This window comes from Streptomyces sp. NBC_01341 (assembly GCF_035946055.1).
GTDB lineage: Bacteria > Actinomycetota > Actinomycetes > Streptomycetales > Streptomycetaceae > Streptomyces.
This window is the reverse complement of record NZ_CP108364.1, coordinates 4786845-4805647: the sequence shown is the minus strand read 5'-3', so window position 1 is coordinate 4805647 and position 18803 is coordinate 4786845. Positions and strand designations below refer to the sequence as shown.

The following is an 18803-nucleotide window of genomic DNA, read 5'->3' as shown; positions in this document are numbered from 1 at the left end:
GCCCCTAGGTTTCTCGCAACCCGCTGGTACATCGATTAACCACCCTGGTCAACGTCCTGGTTGGAGACATCCCGCTGTGCGCTCACCCCTGAGTCGGCGCGGTTTCCTAGCCGCTGGTTCCGGCCTCGCCGCCGCTGCCGCGCTGCCCGCAATGTCCGGCTGCTCCACGCTCGCCTCGGCCGATTCCGACCCCGGCACGCTCGTCGTCCACACCCAGCTCGGGACCACCGCGCCGGGCTCCCCCACCTACACCGCCGCCGTCAAGGCCTTCGAGGAGGAGAACCCGGGGCTCCGGGTCAAGAACCTCGTCAACGGCGATGACCTGCCCCAGGTGTACGAGACCTCGCGGCTGGCCCGCAAGGAACCGGACGTGGTCATGGTCAACCTGTACGACAAGACGCTCGCCTGGACCGACGTCGGCGCCACCGTCGACGTCAAGGGCTACCTCGACGACTGGGGGCTGCGCGAGCGCGTCCTGCCCGCAGCCCTGACGGCGTGGACCGACGACAAGGGCAGGCTCCGCGCCTTCCCCTACTTCGCCACCAACTGGCCCGTCGCCTTCAACACCCACCTGCTCGACCGGGCCGGCGTCGGCGCCGTGCCCACCACCGGGGACCAGCTCATCGGTGCCGCCCGCAAGCTGCGGGCCAAGGGCATCGCGCCGGTCACCGTGGGCGGCAACGACTGGACGGGGCAGAAGCTGCTCGCCCAGATCATCCAGACCTTCCTCACCACCGACGAGGCGCGGCAGGTCTACACGACGGGCGACTTCAGCGGCAGCCGGGGCGCACGCGAGGGCATCGACTACTTCGTGTCGCTGCGCGACGCCGGTGTCTTCGCCGACAAGGCGCAGGGGCTGACCTCCGACACGATGACCACGCAGTACAACACCGAGGCGGCGGCCATCCAGTCCGCGATGTCCTCCGCGCTGGCGAAGGTGCCGGCGAAGGCCGCCGGGCACACCGAGGTCGGCGGGTGGCCGCTCGCGCCCGGTGCCGCACACGGGAAGCCGACCATCCTGCGCTCGTACACCCTCATCGGCTTCTGGGTCAGCCCCAACGGTGTCAAGAAGCTCTCCTCCGTCGAGAAGTTCCTCCGCTTCATGTACCGCCCGGACATCGTGTCGCGCTTCGTCACCGAGAGCGGCCGGGACATGGCACTCGTGACCGAAACGGTCAGCAAGGACTTCCCGCTGGTGGCCGCGGCCCAGCAGCTCGGCGACCTGGTCGGCCAGGTGCTGCTGCCCGACCTGTACGTCCCGCCGACCGCCACCCAGCCGTTGATCACCGCGACCAGCACCGCCTTCACCCGTGGGACGAGCGCGGCATCCGTGCGCTCCGCCCTGGAATCCGCCTACCGCACGGCCTGATCCGCGCGCCCGAGCCTCTGCGAGTCCTCCTATGACGATGCTCTCGTCCGCCCCGGGCGGCGCCTCGGTCCGCGGCCCGGCCGCCCACTCACCGTCCGCCACCACCACCACGAAACGCCGTACGCAGGGCGGGGTCATCCTCGCCGTGCCCGCGCTGGTCTGGTACCTGGTCTTCATGGTCGGCCCGCTGGTCGCCATCTTCGTCATCGCGGCCCTGCACTGGCCGGGCATGCTCCAGCCGGTCTCGTTCGCCGGTACCGGCAACATCAGCGCGGTCCTGGACGACCCGGTCTTCTGGGACGCGGTGCGGAACACCGCCGTACAACTCGCCGTGGCCGTGCCGCTGATGATCGTCGGCGCGTACATGCTCGGGTACTACGTCGCCCAGAAACCGCCGGGCCACCGGGTCCTGCGGTACCTGCTGTTCATCCCCGGACTGATCTCCACCCCCGCCAAGGCCATGGTGTTCTACGCGGTCCTGTCGCCGGACGGCCTGCTCAACGGCGCACTGGAGAAGGCCGGTCTCAGCTCGATGACCGATGCCTGGCTCGCCTCGCCCTCCACCGCGCTCGGCTCCCTCATCCTGCTCGACGTGTGGAGCGGCGTCGGGTTCACCGCCGTCCTGTTCGCGGCCCGGCTCGGCAGCGTGCCGGACGAGATCGGTGAGGCCGCGCAACTCGACGGCGCCGGTCACTGGCGCGCCATGTGGCGCATCCACTTCCCCGTCATCCGCGACTTCGTCGGGGTCGTGACGATGCTCCAGTTCCTCTGGACGCTCTTCGGTTCGGCGCAGAACGTGCTGCTGCTCACCCAGGGCGGCCCCGGAAGCGCGTCGACGACGTTGTCCTTCCTCGTCTACCAGAAGGCGTTCATCGCGGCCGACCTCGGCTACAGCCAGACCGTGGGCGTGGTCCTCTTCCTGGTGGGCCTGGCCGGGCTGCTCACCATCCGTCGCGTCTTCCGCCAGAACTACTGATCGGAGCAGGTCCCATGAAGTTCGGAAGGTCCTGGCTGCCGGCGCACATCCTCGCCTGGCTGTACATGGTGCTGCTGGTCGTCCCCCTCTACTACCTGCTGGTCTCGGCGTTCAAGACGAACGACCAGATCTTCGGGAGCCCGTTCTCCCTGCCCACCTCCCTCTCGACCGGCAACTTCACCGAGTCGTTCTCCTCGGCGCACCTCGGGCCGGCGGTCCTGAACTCGATGCTCGTCACCGTGCTGGCGCTGGTGCTGACCCTGGTGCTCGCGATACCCGCCGCCTTCGCGATCGCGCGTGCCGAGGGCCGTCTCGGGGCCCTGGTGGAGCGGGTGTTCTCGCTCGGCTTCCTGATCCCCACCTTCGCCGCCCTCTTCCCCACCTTCCTGCTGTCCGCCGCGACCGGGCTGTTCCACACCCGGGCGTTCATGGTGCTGTTCCTGCCGGCGACGGCGATGCCGTTGTCCGTCGTCATCCTGGTGCAGTTCATGCGGACCATCCCGCGTGAGATGGAGGAAGCGGCGCGGATGGACGGGGCGTCCACCTTCGCCGTCCTGCGGCACGTCTACGCCCCGATGTGCATGCCGGGCATCGCGACGATCCTGCTGCTGAACTTCCTGACCTTCTGGAACGAGTACCTCTATTCGCTCGTCATCATCGGCCCCGATCCGGACCTGCGGACCGTGCAGGTCGCCCTGCCCACGCTCAAGTCCCTGACGGGCACGGACTACGGCATCCTTACGGCGGGCACGGTGCTGACCCTGGTCCCGGTCTGGGTGGTCTACACCGTGCTCCAGAAGCGGATGCAGCAGGCTCTCGTCAGTGGGGCGGTAAAGATGTGAACGGACGTCCGGAGGGTCGTGCGGCCGTACGCCCCACGATCAAGGCCGTGGCAGCCGCCGCGGGAGTGTCGACCGCCGCGGTCTCCCAGGCCGTCAATGGCACGGGCCGGATCTCGGAGGCCACCCGCCGCCGGGTCCTCGACGCGGCCACGGAACTCGGCTGGTCGCCCAGCGCGTCCGCGACCGCGTTGCGCCGGGCCAGGACCCGTACGATCGCGCTCGTCGTGCGGCGGCCCACCGATGTGCTCGGCTCCGACCCGCACTTCAGCGAGCTGATCAACGGTCTGGAGGGCGAACTCGCGCCGCGCGGCTACGGCCTGCTGCTCCACCTGGTCGCCGACATGGTCCAGGAAAACGCGCTGTACGAACGCCTGGTCGCGGAGAGCCGTATAGACGGGGCCGTCCTGACCGACGCCCGCGCCGACGACCCGCGCCCGGCGCTGCTGCGCGGCATCGGCCTGCCCGCCGTGCTGCTGGGTGCCCCGGACCCCGGATCGCCCGTGCTCCGGGTGGGTCTCGGTCAGCAGGGAGCGGGGGTCCGGGAGGTGGTCGCCCACCTGCTGGACCTCGGACACCGGCGGATCGCGTATGTCGCGGGCCCGGCCGAACTGCTGCACACCCGGCTGCGGCTGGCCGCGTTCGAGGATGCCTTGGCCGAGGCGGGCCTGAGTCCGGTCGCCGTGCGGCACAGCGACTTCACCGAGCAGGCCGCCGTCGACGTCACCGAGGATCTCCTCGCGCTGCCCGGGCGGCCGACGGCGCTCGTGTTCCCCAACGACTCCATGGCCGTCTGCGGCATCGGCACGGCGCAGCGCGCCGGGCTCCGGGTACCGGACGACCTGTCGGTGGTCGGGTACGACAACCTCTCGCTCGGCCGCTGGGTCCATCCGCGGCTCACCACCGTCGACCAGCAGGTGCAGCGCGTCGGTGCCGCCGCGGCCCGCGCGCTGCTCGCCCAGTGCGGCGAGGACGTGCCCCCACCCGTACTCGACGGCCGGCCCCGTCTGGTCGTCAGGGATTCGACCGGCCCGCTCCCGACCCCGGTCTGAACCGCCGGAACCACTTCCGGCACCACCCCCGCACATCGAAGAGGACCCGTAGCACCATGCGACGCCACAGCGCCCAGCTCACCCACGACTCCGCCGTCCTTCCGTGGCTCGGCGCCAACTTCTGGTCCCGTACCGGCGGTCCGCTGATGTGGCGGAACTACGAGCCGGAGACGGTGCGCGAGGAGCTGACCGTGCTCAGGGAGCACGGTCTGAACATGACACGCTCGTTCTTCTACTGGCCCGACTTCCACCCGGAGCCCGGACGGATCGACGAGGAACTCTGCGACCGCTTCCACGACTTCCTCGACGCCCACCACGAGCAGGGGATGGGCACGGTCCCCACCTTCATCGTGGGCCACATGTCGGGCGAGAACTGGGATCCGGCCTGGCGCGGTGACCGGGATCTGTACGAGGACGTGTGGCTCGTCGGCCGGCAGGCGTGGTTCGTCTCGCAGATGACCCGCCGCTTCAAGGACCACCCGGCGGTGACGGGATGGCTGATCACCAACGAGATGCCCGGTTACGGCCGGATCTACCAGGTGGACCCGCCCTCCAGCGATGTCGTCACCGCCTGGGCGCAGTTCATGTGCGACGCCGTGCGCGCGGCGGGCGGCACCCAGCCGGTGTCGCTCGGCGACGGGGCCTGGGGGATCGAGGTGACGGGCCGCGACAACGGTTTCTCGCTGCGGGAGACCGCCGAGTACGTCGACTTCGTCGGGCCGCACGTCTACCGATCCGACACCGACCGGCCGCGGCAGCACTACCGGGCCGCGTTCGAGTGCGAGCTGGCCGCCGTGACCGGACAGCCGGTCGTCCTGGAGGAGTTCGGGCTCTCGACGGACACCGTCTCGGCGGCGAACGCCGGGATCTTCTACCGGCAGACCCTCCACAACTCGCTGCTGGGCGGGGCCACCGGCTGGATGGCCTGGAACAACACGGACTACGACGGCCTGTGGGAGCAGTCGCCGTACGACCACCACCCCTTCGAGATGCACTTCGGGATCACCGACAGCACCGGGCGGCCCAAGGCGCCGCTGCGCGAACTGGCCTCCTTCGCGAAGGTGCTGGAGCAGGTCGACTTCTCGCGCTGCCGCCGCGGTGACGCCGACGCGGCGCTCGTCGTGCCCGCGTTCCTGGAGCGGGGCTACCCGTACAGCCGGCCCGCCGACCGCCCGCTGATCTTCACCTCGCTGCACCAGGGGTACGTGGCCGCGCGGGGCGCGGACCTGCCGGTGGCCTTCGCCCGGGAGGCGGACGGACTGCCGGACGATGCCTCGCTGTATCTGCTGCCGTCGACCCGCCAGCTGACGGCCCGCACCCGCCGGGACCTGGAACGGCGGGCGAAGGAGGGGGCGACGGTCTACCTGTCGTTCTGCTCCGGCGAGTATCCGACCACGCGCGGCCCGTGGTTCCACGACCTGGACGGGCTGTTCGGGGTGGAGCTCCAGCTGTCCTACGGGGTTGCCGAACCGATCGAGGACGACGTCCTGGAGATGACGTTCACCGAGGACTTCGGCGGCATATCCGCCGGTGAGGTGCTGGCCTTCCCGGTCGCGGGCAACGAGGACAGCCGCGCCTATCTGCCGGTCGTCCCGGACGGGGCGCGGGTCGTGGCCACCGACGCGCACGGCCGCCCCGCGCTCCTGCGGTACGAGACGGGCGCGGGCCGTACCGTCCTGGCCACGTACCCGCTGGAGCACATGGCGGCCCGCACGGCACGCGCCAACCCGGAGCAGACCCACCGGCTGTACGCGGCGCTCGCGGAACTCGCGGGCGCTGCACGGCCGGTGACGGTCGACACCCCCTACGTCAGCGCCGACACCCTGGTGCGTGACGACGGCAGCCGTTTCGTCTGGCTGGTGAGCCAGTCGGGCGAGGAGCTGACCGTGCGCCCGGTCGCCGACGGGGAGCTGCGCGAGCTGACCGGCGGGGAGCCGCTGCGGGACGTGACCCTCGCCCCGTACGGCGTGCGCGTGCTCGAGCTGCGCTGACCGTCCCGTCCCGCCCGACCGCCCCGAGAAGAGCCACCGATGTCCGAGCCCCTGTTCCGCGATCCCGCGATGCCCGTCGCCGACCGGGTGCGTGACCTGCTGTCGCGGATGACGCTCACCGAGAAGGTGGGCCAGGTCAACCAGCGGATGTACGGCTGGGACGCGTACGAACGCACCGCCTCGGGTCACCGGCTGACGGACGCGTTCCGGGCGGAGGTGGCTGCCGGTGACGGCATGGGCGCGCTGTACGGACTGCAGCGCGCCGATCCCTGGTCCGGTGTGACGGCGGAGACCGGCATCGGGGCGGCGGACGGGGCACGGGTCGCCGACGCCGTGCAGCGGCACGTCGTGGAGAGCACCAGGCTCGGCATCCCCGTCCTGATGGTCGAGGAGATGCCGCACGGTCTGCAGGCGCTGGACGGGACCGTGCTGCCGGTGAACCTGGCGGTCGGCGCCACCTGGAACCCGGAGCTGTACGAGGAGGCGGCGGCCCTCGCGGCCGCGCAACTCAGGGCCCGCGGGGGGCACGTCGCGCTGGTCTCCGCACTCGACCTGGTGCGGGACCCGCGCTGGGGGCGGGCGGAGGAGTGCTTCGGCGAGGATCCGCATCTGGCGGCGCGCTTCACCGAGGCGCTGGTGCGCGGTGTGCAGGGTCCTGCCGGGGAGACCATCGCCCCGGGCCGGGCGGCCGTCGTCCTGAAGCACTTCGCCGGGCAGGGGGCCACGGTCGGCGGTCGCAACAGCGCGGCGACGGAGCTGGGCGAGAGGGAGCTGCGGGAGATCCATCTGGTCGCGGCGCTGGCGGGCGTACGGGCGGGTGCGGCGGGCCTCATGGCCGCGTACAACGAGTTCGACGGTGTCCCCTGTGTGGCCAACCACCGCCTGCTGACCGGGATCCTGCGGGAGGAGTGGGGCTTCGACGGCCTGGTGATGGCCGACGGCCTCGCGATCGACCGGCTGGTGCGGATGGCGGGCGATCCGGTGGCGGCGGGCGCGCTGGCGCTGCGGGCCGGGACCGACCTGAGCCTCTGGGACGACTGTTACCCGCGGCTCGCGGAGGCGGTCCGCCGGGGCCTGGTCGACGAGTCCGCGCTCGACACGGCGGTGGGGCGCGTGCTGGCGCTCAAATTCCGCCTCGGCCTCTTCGAGAACCCCTACACCACCGCGCGGCCCCCGGCCCCCGGGCGCCTGGAGCGACTGAGCGAGCGCGTCGCCCGCGAGTCCGTCACCCTCCTGGAACACGACGGAGCGACGCTGCCGCTCGCCGGCCGCCGTATCGGAACCGTCGCGGTCATCGGGCCGAACGCCGACTCCGTGCCGCAGCAGATCGGCGACTACACCGCCCCGCAGCGACCCGGCACGGGTGTCGGTGTGCTCGCCGGTATGCGGGCGTCGGCGCCCGCAGGCACCGACGTCGTGTACGCGCGGGGCTGCGGTCTCGTCGGCGGGGACCGGTCCGGCGTGCCCGAGGCGGTGGCCGTCGCCGCCTCGGCCGATGTGGTGGTGCTGGTGCTGGGCGGATCGAGTGCCCGGGAGTCCGGGACGCGCTTCGACGCCAACGGGGCCGCCGTGGTCGCTTCGGGGAACCCCGTGGAGATGACCTGCGGAGAGGGGGTGGACCTCGCCGAACTCAGCCTGCCGGAGGGCCAGTCGGCGCTGCTGGACGCGGTCGTCGCGACCGGCACCCCGGTGGTGGTGGTGCTGGTCCAGGGCCGGCCGCACGCCCTGCCGGACCTCACCGGCCGGGCGGCGGCGGTGCTGAGCGCCTGGTATCCCGGTCCGTGGGGCGGCAAGGCGGTGGCGGACGTACTGTTCGGCGGGGCCGAGCCGCAGGGGCGGCTACCCGTCTCCGTACCCCGCTCGGCGGCCCAGCTGCCCGTGTTCTACAACGGGAAGGACCACGGCTACCGGGGCTACGTCGACCAGCCCGCCACCGCACGGCACCCGTTCGGCCACGGGCTGTCGTACACGACGGTCGATTACGACGCCCCACGGCTGTCCCGTGCGGCGGTGGGGGCCGACGCGCTCGCACCGGACGGCGGGGACGGGCCCGTGCGTTGCGTGGTGCGGGTCTCCAACACGGGCGAACGGCCGGTGACGGAGACGGTCCAGCTCTACGTGCGCAGGGTGCTCGGCGGCACGACGTGGCCGCGGGTGCGCGAACTGCGCGATTTCGTCCGGGTGGAGATCGCGGCCGGTGCGAGTACCGAGGTGACCTTCACCATCGACGCGCGCACCCTGGCCTCCTTCACACAGGACGGGCGCTGGGCCGTGGAGCCGGGCGAGTTCGCGATCGGGACCGGACGGTCGTCCGGCCACACCAGGGAGGCGCGGCTCTCCGTGACGGCGGCGCCCGGCTCACGGTGACGCGTGAGCGGCCGCACGCCGTGAGCCGGCCGTTCCGCGCCCGGCTGTGCGGCGTCCCGGGACTCACTGCACGCGTGAGGACTGCCCGCGCGAGCTCTTTCCCTCGTCCTCGTCCTCGTCGTCGTCATCGCCCGGGACGTGGACGTCGAAGACGTTGATGTTGATCTCGACGACTTCGAGACCCGTCATGGTCTCGACGGCGTCCGTCACATGGGTCCTGATCCGGTCGGCGAGTTCGTGGATCGGAATGCCGTATTCCACCTCGATGTCGACATCGATCGCGGTCTGCTTCTCGCCCACCTCCACCTTGATGGAGCGGCCCGCCCCGCTGGATCCGGAGACCCTGCCGGTGACGGCGCCGAGGGCCTTCGAGGCGCCCTTGCCCACCGAGTGCACGCCGTCCGTCTCGCGGATGGCGATTCCGGCGATGGTGGACACCACGTTGTCGGAGATGGTGGTCGTGCCGCGTCCGGTCCGTTCCGCATTCCCGTCCACATCAGCCATGACTGCCTCACAGGTGTCGGTACGACGGGCCGGCTCGTTCTCACCGGCCCCTCGTTTCACTGTGCGCCCGCCCGCCACGTACCGCCATCGGGGCTACACAGTGCTGCGTGCCTCCACTCTCCGCGACCCGGGATCCATGACCAATCCGGGGGCGGCCCGGCTCCGAATCAACGCCGAGGGTCCGGAACCAGCCCTCACCTCCACCGTCCGGGGGCGTGGTCCGCCCTCGCCCCCGGACGGCACCCGGGCGGGGCCGTGCAGGACACCGGCCTCCGCGGCGACCGCTGTCAGCGCGTACAGCGCGGCCGGACCCGCGTTGCCACCGCGCCTCGATCCGCTCGGTGATCTCCGGCCGATCCTCCCCCTCGCCACTGACAGCCCCTGCCGGGAAAGGGCGGCGGCGTGCTCAGCATCACCCTGGACAGCCACCGTGACCGCCGGGTAACTTTTGACCTGGCCTGAGCAAGCGCTTAGCCACTGCGAACGAAGCCGAAGCTGACACCAGGAGGCACCCCGTGCGCCGTACGGTTTACAACGAGGACCACGAGGCGTTCCGGGAGACCATCCGCGCCTTCATCGAGGCCGAGGTCGTCCCCGTCTACGACGAGTGGTTCGCGGCGGGCCAGGCGCCCCGCGACTTCTACTACAAGCTCGCCGAGCTGGGCATCTTCGGCATCGAGGTGCCCGAGGAGTACGGCGGCGCGGGCGAGGAGTCCTTCAAGTTCGAAGCGGTGCTCTACGAGGAGACCGCGCGCGCGGGCGTCTCCTTCGGCGGCTCCGGCGTCCACGTCCTGCTCTGCCTGCCGTACCTCAAGGCGTACGCCACCGAGGAGCAGAAGAAGCGCTGGCTGCCCGACTTCGTCTCCGGCAAGTCGATGTACGCGATAGCCATGACCGAACCGGGCACCGGTTCGGACCTGGCCGGCATGAAGACCACCGCCAAGCTCTCCGAGGACGGCACGCACTACGTCCTCAACGGCGCCAAGACCTTCATCACCGGTGGCGTCCACGCCGACAAGGTCATCGTCTGCGCCCGCACGGACGCCCCCAGGGCCGACGACCGCCGCCACGGCATCTCGCTCCTGGTGGTCGACACCAAGTCCGAGGGCTACTCGGTCGGCCGGAAGCTCGACAAGCTGGGCCTGAAGGTCTCCGACACCGCCGAACTGGCCTTCGTCGATGTCAAGGTGCCCGTCGAGGACCTTCTCGGCGAGGAGAACAAGGGCTTCTCCTACCTCGGCCAGAACCTTCCGCAGGAGCGCCTGGGCATCGCCGTCGGCGCCTACGCGCAGGCCGCGGCCGCCGTGCGGTTCGCCCAGCAGTACACGCAGGACCGCACCGTCTTCGGCAAGACCGTCGCGTCGTTCCAGAACACCAAGTTCGAGCTGGCCGCCTGCAAGGCCGAGGTCGACGCGGCCGAGGCCGTCTGCGACCGGGCCATCGAGGCCCTCGACGCCGGCGAGCTCACGCCGGCCGAGGCCGCCTCGGCGAAGCTGTTCTGCACCGAGGTCGCGCACCGCGTGATCGACCGCTGCCTCCAGCTGCACGGCGGCTACGGCTTCATGAACGAGTACCCGATCGCCCGCCTCTACACGGACAACCGGGTCAACCGCATCTACGGCGGCACCAGCGAGGTCATGAAGTCGATCATCGCCAAGTCCATGGGCCTCTGAGAGCGGCTACGTTCTCCTCCATGAGCGCAGCACTCGACTCCCTGCTCGATCTGCTCGACCTGGAGCGGATCGAGCAGGACATCTTCCGGGGCACGAGCCGTTCTGCGGTCGTACCCCGCGTCTTCGGCGGCCAGGTCGCGGCCCAGGCCCTGGTCGCCGCCGGGCGCACGGTGCCCGACGACCGTGGTGCCCACTCCCTCCACGCGTACTTCCTGCGTCCGGGGGACCCGGGGGCGCCGATCGTCTACACCGTGGACCGCATCCGCGACGGGCGTTCGTTCACCACGCGCCGGGTCGTCGCGGTCCAGCACGGCAAGCCGGTCTTCCACCTCTCGGCGTCCTTCCAGGTGCACGAGGAGGGCATGGACCACCAGGCGGACATGCCCGCCGCCCCGGACCCCGAGACGCTGCCGACGGCCGCGGAGATGCTGCCCCGGTACGCCGGCCGCTTCAGCGATCCGCGCATGGTCGACCGTCTGCTGGAGGCCCGGGCCGCGGTCGACCTGAGATATGTGGACGCGCCGCCGTTCGCCACGGCGGGTGAGCCGCGCGAGCCGCGCTCACAGGTCTGGTTCCGCACCCACGGCAAACTGGCGGACGACCCGCTGCTGCACGTCTGCATGGCGACGTACGTCTCCGACATGACCCTGCTCGACTCGGTCCTTCTCGCCCACGGGCGCGGCGGCTGGGCGATCGGGGACGTCGTGGGGGCCAGCCTGGACCACGCGATGTGGTTCCACCGCCCGTTCCGCGCGGACGAGTGGCTGCTCTACGACCAGCAGTCGCCTTCGGCGTCCGGCGGCCGCGGTCTCGGCCAGGCCAGGATCTACACCGCCGACGGGAAGCTGGCCATCACGGTCATCCAGGAGGGCCTGGTCCGCGTCCCGAGGGACTGAAGCCACACGTTCGGACATACTGCCCACCATGAGTGACGAGCAGGCCGGTGGCGGCGGGTCCACGTTCACCGTCGTCGTCGCGGCGGTGGCGAACCTCGGGATCGCCGCGGCGAAACTGGTGGCGGGACTGATCAGCGGGTCGAGCGCGATGCTCTCGGAGGCGGCGCACTCGGTCGCCGACACCGTCACGGAGGTCATGCTCCTCACCGCCCTGAAGCGCAGCGAGAAGCCGGCCGACGAGGACCACCCGCTGGGATACGGCCCCGAGCGGTACATCTGGGCGATGCTCGCCGCCGTCGCCACGTTCGTCGGCGGCGCGGTGTTCTCCCTCTACGACGGCATCCACACCCTGGTGAAGGGCGAGGAGCTGGGCGACCCGCTCGTCTCGTACATCGTGCTCGCGGTGGCCTTCCTGCTGGAGGGCTTCTCGCTGCGCACGGGGCTCCGGCAGGTGCGGGGCGAGGCGGCGCGGCTGCGGGTGCCCGTGCCGTCGTATCTCCACCGGACCCCCGACACCGCGGTCAAGGCCGTGGTGATGGAGGACTCCGCGGCCCTGGCGGGCCTCCTCCTGGCCGCCGGCGGCCTGCTCGGCGGACAGGTGAGCGGGTCCGCGGTGTGGGACGGCGTCGCGTCGATCCTCATCGGCGTGCTGCTGGTGTACGTGGCGTGGGTGCTCTGCCGGGCGAACGCCCAGCTGCTGATCGGCCGGCCGCTGCCCGCGCAGATGAGGGCCGGGGTGCGCGAGGAGCTGCTGTCCGTGCCGCACATCGTCGAGGTGCTGGAGCTGACCACGCTGATCCAGGGACCGTCGGAGATGCTGGTCGCGGCGAAGGTCGACTTCCGGGACGCGTCGACGGCGGCGCAGGTCGAGTGGGCGTGCGAGGAGGCGGAGCAGCAGCTGCGGGAACGCTACCCGTCGATCCGGCGGGTGTACCTGGATCCGACACCGGGGCGCGCACAGCGCTCGGCGGCGCGCTCCGAGGGCTGAGCCGCACGCGGGCGGCTTCCCGTGCGCCGGTTGCGGTCCGGAACGCGGACGTGCGTCAAGGCGCCGGGTCCGGGCTGGTGGTGACGGGTAGAAACCTGCCGATTTCTTCGCAGACGAGGAGACCCGGCCATGGACCAGCACCCCGCCCCCGTCGTGCTCGACCCCGCCGCCCGCGACGCGGACGCCGAACACCGGCTCCTACGGGCCGAGGGGCCCGCCACGCGCATCGACATCCTCGGTGTCCCCGCCTGGTCGGTGACCGACCCGGCGCTGCTCAAGAACCTCCTGACGAGCCCGGACGTCTCCAAGGACGCCCGCCGTCACTGGCCCGGCTTCGAGGACGCCGTCCAGACCTGGCCGCTGGCCCTGTGGGTCGCCGCGACGAACATGTTCACCGCGTACGGGGGCGACCACCGACGGTTGCGCGGCACCGTCGCCCCGGCGTTCAGCGCACGTCGCGTCGCCGCGCTCAGGCCGACCGTCGAGGGCATCGTCGACGGACTCCTGGCGGGCCTGGAGGCCGTACCCCCGGGCGACGTCACCGATCTGCGGGAGCGGTTCGCGTATCCGCTGCCCATCGCGGTCATCGGACACCTGCTGGGCGTGCCGGACAGCCGGGCCGACGAGTTCCGCGCTCTCGTCAACGACGTCTTCGACACCACCCTGACGCCCGCCGAAGCGGCCGGGAACGCCGCGCAGTTGTACGCCATGCTGGACGCCCTGATCGCCGCCAAGCGTGCCGCGCCCGGTGAGGACATGGCCTCCGCGCTGATCCGCCTCAGCGAGGAGGGGGCCGAGGGCCGGCGGCTGTCCGAGGAGGAACTCCGCGACACGCTCCTGCTGATGATCAACGCCGGTTACGAGACCACCGTCAACCTGATCGACCAGGCCATCACGCTGCTGCTCTCCCGCCCCGGGCAGTTGGCCCACGTGCGCGAGGGGCACGCGACATGGCTGGACGTCGTGGAGGAGACGCTGCGACACTCGCCGCCGGTCAAACACCTCCCCCTGCGCTATGCGGTCGCCGACATACCGCTGCCCGGTGGCGGGCACATCGCGAAGGGGGAGGCGATCCTCGCCTCCTACGCGGCCGCCAACCGCCATCCGGACTGGCACGACGACCCCGACGCCTTCGAGGTCACCCGGATCACCAAGGAGCACCTCGCCTTCGGACACGGCATCCACTTCTGTCTGGGGGCCGCCCTGGCCAGGATGGAGGGCGAGGTCGCGCTGTCCCGCTTCTTCGACAGGTTCCCGGAGGCGGGACTCGCCGCGCCGGAGCAGGACCTGGAACCGGTGGCCTCGCTGATCAGCAACGGCCACCGGTCCCTGCCCGTGCGCCTGCGTCCCCGGGAGGATTGACCCCGGCAGGCTCTCAGCCGAGGTCCGCGAAGAACTCCCGCACGTCCTCGGTCAGGAGCTCGGGCTGCTCCAGGGAGAGGAAGTTGCCGCCCCGGTCGAACTCGGTCCAGCGGACCACGTTGTGGTCGCGTTCGGCGAACCGGCGGACGGCGACGTCGGACGGGAGCGCGACGGCCACGGCGGTGGGGACGGTGCCGCGCTCCTTCGGCGCCCAGGCGGCCGGGTCGTGGGCCATCTCGTAGTAGAGATGGGCCGACGACCCCGCGGTGCCGGTGAACCAGTACACGCTGACGTTGGTGAGCAGGGTGTCCCGGTCAACCGCGTCCTCGGGGAGTTCCTTCGCGGTGTCGGTCCACTCCTTGAACTTCTCGACGATCCAGGCGAGCTGACCGGCCGGCGAGTCGTTCAGGCCGTAGGCGACCGTGTCCGGCCTGGTCGACTGGATGGCGTTGAAGCCCATCTTGTCGTCGCGGAACCGCTGCAGCCGCTCCAGCCGGGTCTGCTCGGACTCCGTCAGGCCGGCGAAGTCCGCGGGGTCCTCCGAGGGGAAGGTGACCAGGCCGTTCACGTGGATGCCGATGATGCTGCCGGGCGCGATCCGGCCCATCTCGCCCGCGGTCCATGCCCCGCCGCCATTGCCCTGGACGCCGTAGCGGTCGTAACCGAGGCGGGTCATGAGCTCGGTGAACGCCCGGGCGATCCTGCCGGTGTTCCAGCCGGGCGAGGTCAGCGGGCCCGAGAATCCCACCCCGGGGGTGGAGGTGACGACGACGTGGAAGTCGCGCGAGAGCGGTTCGATGACGTCGACGAACTGGACGAACGATCCGGGCCAGTCGTGGATCAGGAGCAGCGGGGTGGCGTCGGGACGGTCCGAGCGGACGTGCGCGAAGTGGATGTCCTGGCCGTCGATCTCGGTGACGTACTGGGGGAAGTCGTTGAGCCGCGCCTCGGCCTTGCGCCAGTCGAAGCCGTCCGCCCAGTACGCGGCGAGGTCCTTGAGGTAGTCGGCGGGCACGCCGCGCGACCAGTCCCCGACGCCCTCCACGCCGGTGTTCCAGCGGGTGCGGGCGAGACGGTCGCGCAGGTCTTCGACGTCCGCCTGCGGGATGTCGACCCGGAAGGAACGGACGGGCTGAGCTGCGGTGTTGTTGCTGTTCTCCATGAGTGGAATTCTAGGATCCATATAGGCACGGTTCATTCCTAAAGAGACAGGCGGGCCGCATCCCGATGCTCGAAACCTCCGCGCGCCTCCTGCGGCTGCTCTCGCTGCTGCAGACCCCCCGTGAGTGGCCCGGTACGGAACTCGCCGAGCGCCTCGGCGTGAGCGGCCGGACCGTGCGCAACGACATCGAGCGGCTCCGTACCCTCGGCTACCCGGTGGACGCGTCGCGCGGCTCGACGGGCGGCTACCGGCTCGCCGCCGGCAGCGCGATGCCCCCGCTGCTCCTGGAGGACGACGAGGCGGTGGCGGTCGCGGTGGCCCTGCGCAACGTCTCCGGGAGCGCCCTGGCCGGTACGGAGGAGACGGCGGGCAGGGCCCTGGCCAAACTGGAGCAGGTCCTGCCCTCGCGGCTGCGCCGCCGGGTCCGCGCCCTCCAGCAGTACGCCGTCCCGGTCCCGGCCGACCGGCCCGCGCCGCACACCGACACCGAGCTGCTGATGACGCTGACGGCCGCCTGCCGTGACCACGAGCGCCTGCGCATGGAGTACCGGGACCACGCGGGCGCCACGGCGCGCCGCCTGGTGGAGCCTCAGCGCGTCGTGAACTGGGGCCGCCGGTGGTACCTGGTCGCGTGGGACGTGGACCGCGACGACTGGCGCACCTTCCGTGTGGACCGGCTCACCCCGCTGCTGCCGGCCGGTCCGCGCTTCGCGCCCCGCCGGGACCCGGAGGGCGACGCGGCGGCGTACGTCGCGGGCAAGGCGTCTGCGGCGGCGTGGCGCCACCGCGCCCGGGTGACGGTCCACGCCCCGGCCCGCGCCGTGCTGGAGCGGATCAACCCGGCGGTGGGCACGGTGGAGCCCGTCGACGCGGACACCTGTGTCCTGGACACCGGCGCCGACTCCCTGGACTCGCTCGGCGTCCACCTGGGCATGCTGGGCTTCGACTTCACCGTGACCGGGCCGCCCGAGCTGGTCCGTCATCTGGAGGAGCTGGCGGGGCGCTACGCCCGGTCGACGAGGGCCTGAGCCCCGGCGCGCCGGGGCTCACGGCTCGTCACGCGTCGGCGGGGAGCAGTCCGGCGGCGTCCAGGAGGTACTCGGTCATCGGGTCGTAGAACCGCGGGTCGGCGACGTGGTCGTCGAGCGGGACGGTGACTTGGAGGGTGCCCTCCGCCTCCCCGAGGAAGAGTGCGGGGTCGTTGCAGTCCGCGTAGCCGATCGAGTCGATGCCGCGCTGCCCCGCACACCCGGCCCACCCGTGGTCGGCCACGACGAGGTCGGGCATGGGCCGGCCCTCGCGCTCCAGGGCGTCCAGGATGGTGGCCATGGGGACCGGGGAGTGCGTGTGCCAGAGGGTGGCCCCGCGTTCCAGCACGGCGACGTCGGCGAACTGGAAGACCATGCCCTCGTCGGCCATCAGCCCGCCGGGGATCCTGACGATCTCGCATCCGGCGGCCCGCAGGGCGTTCGCGGTCTGCCGGTGGACGTCGAGCAGTCCGCCGGGGTGGCCGGTGGCGAACAGCACCCGCTCGCCGTCTGCCGCCGCCTTCCGCAGGCGGGCCGCCATCCGGTCCAGGGCGTCGACCGTCAGCTCCGGGTCGATGGTGTCCTGCCCCTGCCGGTGCTCGGGGTCGTCGACGACGCCGCACCGCTCGGCCATCACGGCCAGCACGTCCTGCTCGTCGGTCCACCGGTCACCGAGCTCCACGCCCAGCCAGAAATGGCGGTTGCCGTTGGCGAGCTGGCGGTAGTGGGAGAGGTTGTTGTCCCGGGGGGTGGCGACATCGCCCGCGATACGTGTGCGGACGAGGTGCTCGACGAGGGCGGCGCGGCTGGGTATGGGCATGCACCCATTGTGCCGTCAGGGGCGCGCCACGTGCCGGGCGTCCCGTACCGCGGAATCCGATGAGATCCCGTCGCGCCGGTTCCGGGGCCGGGCGCGGCCCTCACACCGCGGCGGGCCGGGAGGCCGGTGCCGGATCGGCGGTGGCGGCCGCCCGGGACCGGCCCCGTCCGGCCATCCGGCAGCCGAGGCAGTCCGGGTGGCCGGGGCGGACCCCGGTGTCCCTGACGCGCCAGTCCTGGGCCGCCTTCGGGCGCGGCCCCGTGGCTTTGCCCCATCCGGCCAGATGGAGTACCCAGCAGGCCGGCGCCGCCAGGACGACCACCGCCGCCCCGGCCCACAGGACCGCCGCGGAGGCGGTGACGACCCCCGCCCCCAGCACCGCGCCGCCCAGGACGCCCATGGCCGTACCGGTCCAGCCGGCCACGGTGTGGCCCAGGTCGTGGTCACCGTGTGCGCTCACGTCGGCTCCTCGGGATGTGATAGTTCAGCGACCGGTGGTCACCCGGCCAATAGCTTATAAACTAAGTAACTTAGATACTAAGGGGAATCCGCGTGAACGGCAAGAAGCGCCCGGAGGCGACGGCCGACCAGGCGCTGCAGGCGATGGACCGGATGATCGCGCTGGCGCAGTTCGGGCAGCACGACATCGCCGGGCGGCTCGGCCTCAACACCACCGACCTGACCTGCCTCGGCTTCGTGATGGAGGCGGCCCTGTCCGGGGAACCGCTGGCCGCCGGCGACCTCGCCGAACGCGCACGGCTGACCACCGGCGGGGTGACGGGCGTGCTCAACCGGCTGGAGAGGGCCGGCTTCGCCAGGCGGCAGCCCGTCCCGGGCGACCGGCGCAGGGTGCACGTCGTGATGGAGGAATCGGCACAGGAACGCGTCCTCGCGGTGTACGGCCCGTTCTACGCCCGCCTGGGCACCCTGTTCGCCGACTACGGGCCCGACGAGATCGCCGTACTGGCCGACTGGTTCGGCCGCGCCCGGGCCGCCCTGCAGGAGTCGCTGGACGAGATCAGGGCCGGGGAGGGCGGTCCGGGGCCCGACGCCTAGACGGCGGCCGCCGCGAACGCGCCGCGCGCGAGCCGGTGCAGCAGCGCGGCGGTCGCCGAGCGGTCCGGAAGGGCCTCGGGGCGGGTGAGGTGGGGCGTGGAGTTCAGCAGGCCGAACACCGCGTGGACGGTGACCCTGGCCTCACCCTCCGCGAGAGCGGGATAGAGAGCGCGCACGGCCTCGACCCAGACCTCGACGTACTGCCGCTGGAGCTGGCGCACACGCTTGCGGTCGGTGTCGCGCAGCCGGTCCAGCTCGCGGTCGTGGAGCGTGATCAGGGGCCGGTCGTCCAGCGCGAAGTCGATGTGGCCCTCGATGAGGGCGTCCAGCAGCGCCTCGGGGGAGCTCCCCCGGGAGGCTCCGTCCTCGGTGACGCGCAGCCGCCCGCCCGCCAGCAGGCGCTCGCTGATGCCGACGAGCAGCTCGGCGAGCATGGCGTCCTTCCCCGGGAAGTGCCGGTACAGGCCGGGCCCGCTGATGCCGACCGCCGCCCCTATCTCGTCGACCCCGACACCGTGGAAGCCGCGCTCGGCGAAGAGGCGGGCGGCCTCCCGGAGGATCTGCTCGCGGCGGGTGGGAGCCGCGACTCGGGCGGCGGCATGGGTGCTCATGAGGATTCATTCTAGACAGGCGGGTTAGCGCTCGTTAACCTGAGCGCAATGCGTTAACGCTCATTAACTCTCATCCGACTACTGCGGTACGGGCAAGGGGGCTCGACAG

Annotated in this window: 17 protein-coding genes; 12 read left to right on the top strand and 5 right to left on the bottom strand. The window is 71.7% G+C overall.

Annotation, left to right across the window (positions count from 1 at the left end; translation table 11 throughout):
- The first annotated feature begins 76 nt into the window (after positions 1 to 76).
- Genes OG206_RS21235 through OG206_RS21210 form a run of 6 tightly spaced genes read left to right on the top strand, consistent with a single transcriptional unit; the run spans position 77 to position 8594 of the window.
- Positions 77 to 1369, top strand: a complete 1293-nt coding sequence (locus tag OG206_RS21235) for an ABC transporter substrate-binding protein (protein ID WP_327118402.1) — start codon at positions 77 to 79, stop codon at positions 1367 to 1369.
- Between the two features lie 31 nt (positions 1370 to 1400).
- A complete protein-coding gene (locus OG206_RS21230; RefSeq protein WP_327118400.1) occupies positions 1401 to 2345 on the top strand; it encodes a carbohydrate ABC transporter permease in 945 nt (314 codons plus the stop codon).
- 14 nt (positions 2346 to 2359) lie between these two features.
- Positions 2360 to 3187 (top strand): carbohydrate ABC transporter permease, encoded by an 828-nt coding sequence (locus OG206_RS21225; protein ID WP_327118398.1) that lies wholly within the window; start codon positions 2360 to 2362, stop codon positions 3185 to 3187.
- Between the two features lie 47 nt (positions 3188 to 3234).
- Entirely contained in the window at positions 3235 to 4236 is a 1002-nt protein-coding gene (locus OG206_RS21220) for a LacI family DNA-binding transcriptional regulator (RefSeq protein WP_327118396.1), read from the top strand.
- Positions 4237 to 4292: 56 nt separating this feature from the next.
- Entirely contained in the window at positions 4293 to 6227 is a 1935-nt protein-coding gene (locus OG206_RS21215) for a cellulase family glycosylhydrolase (RefSeq protein WP_327118395.1), read from the top strand.
- Positions 6228 to 6266: 39 nt separating this feature from the next.
- Positions 6267 to 8594: a glycoside hydrolase family 3 N-terminal domain-containing protein gene (locus tag OG206_RS21210; RefSeq protein WP_327118393.1), complete on the top strand. Its 2328-nt coding sequence runs from the start codon at positions 6267 to 6269 to the stop codon at positions 8592 to 8594.
- 63 nt (positions 8595 to 8657) lie between these two features.
- Here the strand turns inward: OG206_RS21210 and OG206_RS21205 are convergent, their stop codons facing one another.
- The gene (locus OG206_RS21205; protein WP_327118391.1) at positions 8658 to 9098 is read right to left on the bottom strand and encodes an Asp23/Gls24 family envelope stress response protein; all 441 of its coding nucleotides are present in this window, start codon (positions 9096 to 9098) and stop codon (positions 8658 to 8660) included.
- Between the two features lie 515 nt (positions 9099 to 9613).
- Between OG206_RS21205 and OG206_RS21200 the strand changes: the two genes are divergently transcribed.
- From OG206_RS21200 to OG206_RS21185, 4 genes are all read left to right on the top strand, one after another.
- Positions 9614 to 10771, top strand: a complete 1158-nt coding sequence (locus OG206_RS21200; RefSeq protein WP_327118389.1) for an acyl-CoA dehydrogenase family protein — start codon at positions 9614 to 9616, stop codon at positions 10769 to 10771.
- A 20-nt stretch (positions 10772 to 10791) separates the two neighbouring features.
- Positions 10792 to 11667 carry an acyl-CoA thioesterase gene (locus OG206_RS21195; protein ID WP_327118387.1) on the top strand — a complete coding sequence of 292 codons (876 nt, stop codon included), beginning with the start codon at positions 10792 to 10794 and terminating at the stop codon, positions 11665 to 11667.
- A 28-nt stretch (positions 11668 to 11695) separates the two neighbouring features.
- A complete protein-coding gene (locus OG206_RS21190; protein ID WP_327118385.1) occupies positions 11696 to 12655 on the top strand; it encodes a cation diffusion facilitator family transporter in 960 nt (319 codons plus the stop codon).
- A 129-nt stretch (positions 12656 to 12784) separates the two neighbouring features.
- Positions 12785 to 14017, top strand: a complete 1233-nt coding sequence (locus OG206_RS21185) for a cytochrome P450 family protein (RefSeq protein ID WP_327118383.1) — start codon at positions 12785 to 12787, stop codon at positions 14015 to 14017.
- A 13-nt stretch (positions 14018 to 14030) separates the two neighbouring features.
- On the opposite strand, the gene OG206_RS21180 is transcribed toward OG206_RS21185, so the two are convergent.
- Complete coding sequence (locus OG206_RS21180) at positions 14031 to 15179, bottom strand: epoxide hydrolase family protein (protein ID WP_327118381.1); 1149 nt, start codon at positions 15177 to 15179, stop codon at positions 14031 to 14033.
- A gap of 65 nt (positions 15180 to 15244) precedes the next feature.
- Between OG206_RS21180 and OG206_RS21175 the strand changes: the two genes are divergently transcribed.
- Entirely contained in the window at positions 15245 to 16207 is a 963-nt protein-coding gene (locus OG206_RS21175) for a helix-turn-helix transcriptional regulator (protein ID WP_327118379.1), read from the top strand.
- 28 nt (positions 16208 to 16235) lie between these two features.
- Here OG206_RS21175 and OG206_RS21170 read toward each other — a convergent pair whose 3' ends face one another.
- Positions 16236 to 17027 (bottom strand): phosphatase, encoded by a 792-nt coding sequence (locus OG206_RS21170; protein WP_327118378.1) that lies wholly within the window; start codon positions 17025 to 17027, stop codon positions 16236 to 16238.
- A 100-nt stretch (positions 17028 to 17127) separates the two neighbouring features.
- Positions 17128 to 17487, bottom strand: coding sequence for an HGxxPAAW family protein (locus OG206_RS21165; RefSeq protein ID WP_327118377.1), 360 nt, complete (start codon positions 17485 to 17487; stop codon positions 17128 to 17130).
- A gap of 92 nt (positions 17488 to 17579) precedes the next feature.
- On the opposite strand from OG206_RS21165, the gene OG206_RS21160 reads away from it, so the two are divergent.
- Positions 17580 to 18083: a MarR family winged helix-turn-helix transcriptional regulator gene (locus OG206_RS21160; protein ID WP_327118375.1), complete on the top strand. Its 504-nt coding sequence runs from the start codon at positions 17580 to 17582 to the stop codon at positions 18081 to 18083.
- On the opposite strand, the gene OG206_RS21155 is transcribed toward OG206_RS21160, so the two are convergent.
- The gene (locus tag OG206_RS21155; protein ID WP_327118373.1) at positions 18080 to 18694 is read right to left on the bottom strand and encodes an SACE_7040 family transcriptional regulator; all 615 of its coding nucleotides are present in this window, start codon (positions 18692 to 18694) and stop codon (positions 18080 to 18082) included. The two genes, OG206_RS21160 and OG206_RS21155, sit on opposite strands and share 4 nt — an antisense overlap.
- Between the last annotated feature and the right edge of the window lie 109 nt (positions 18695 to 18803).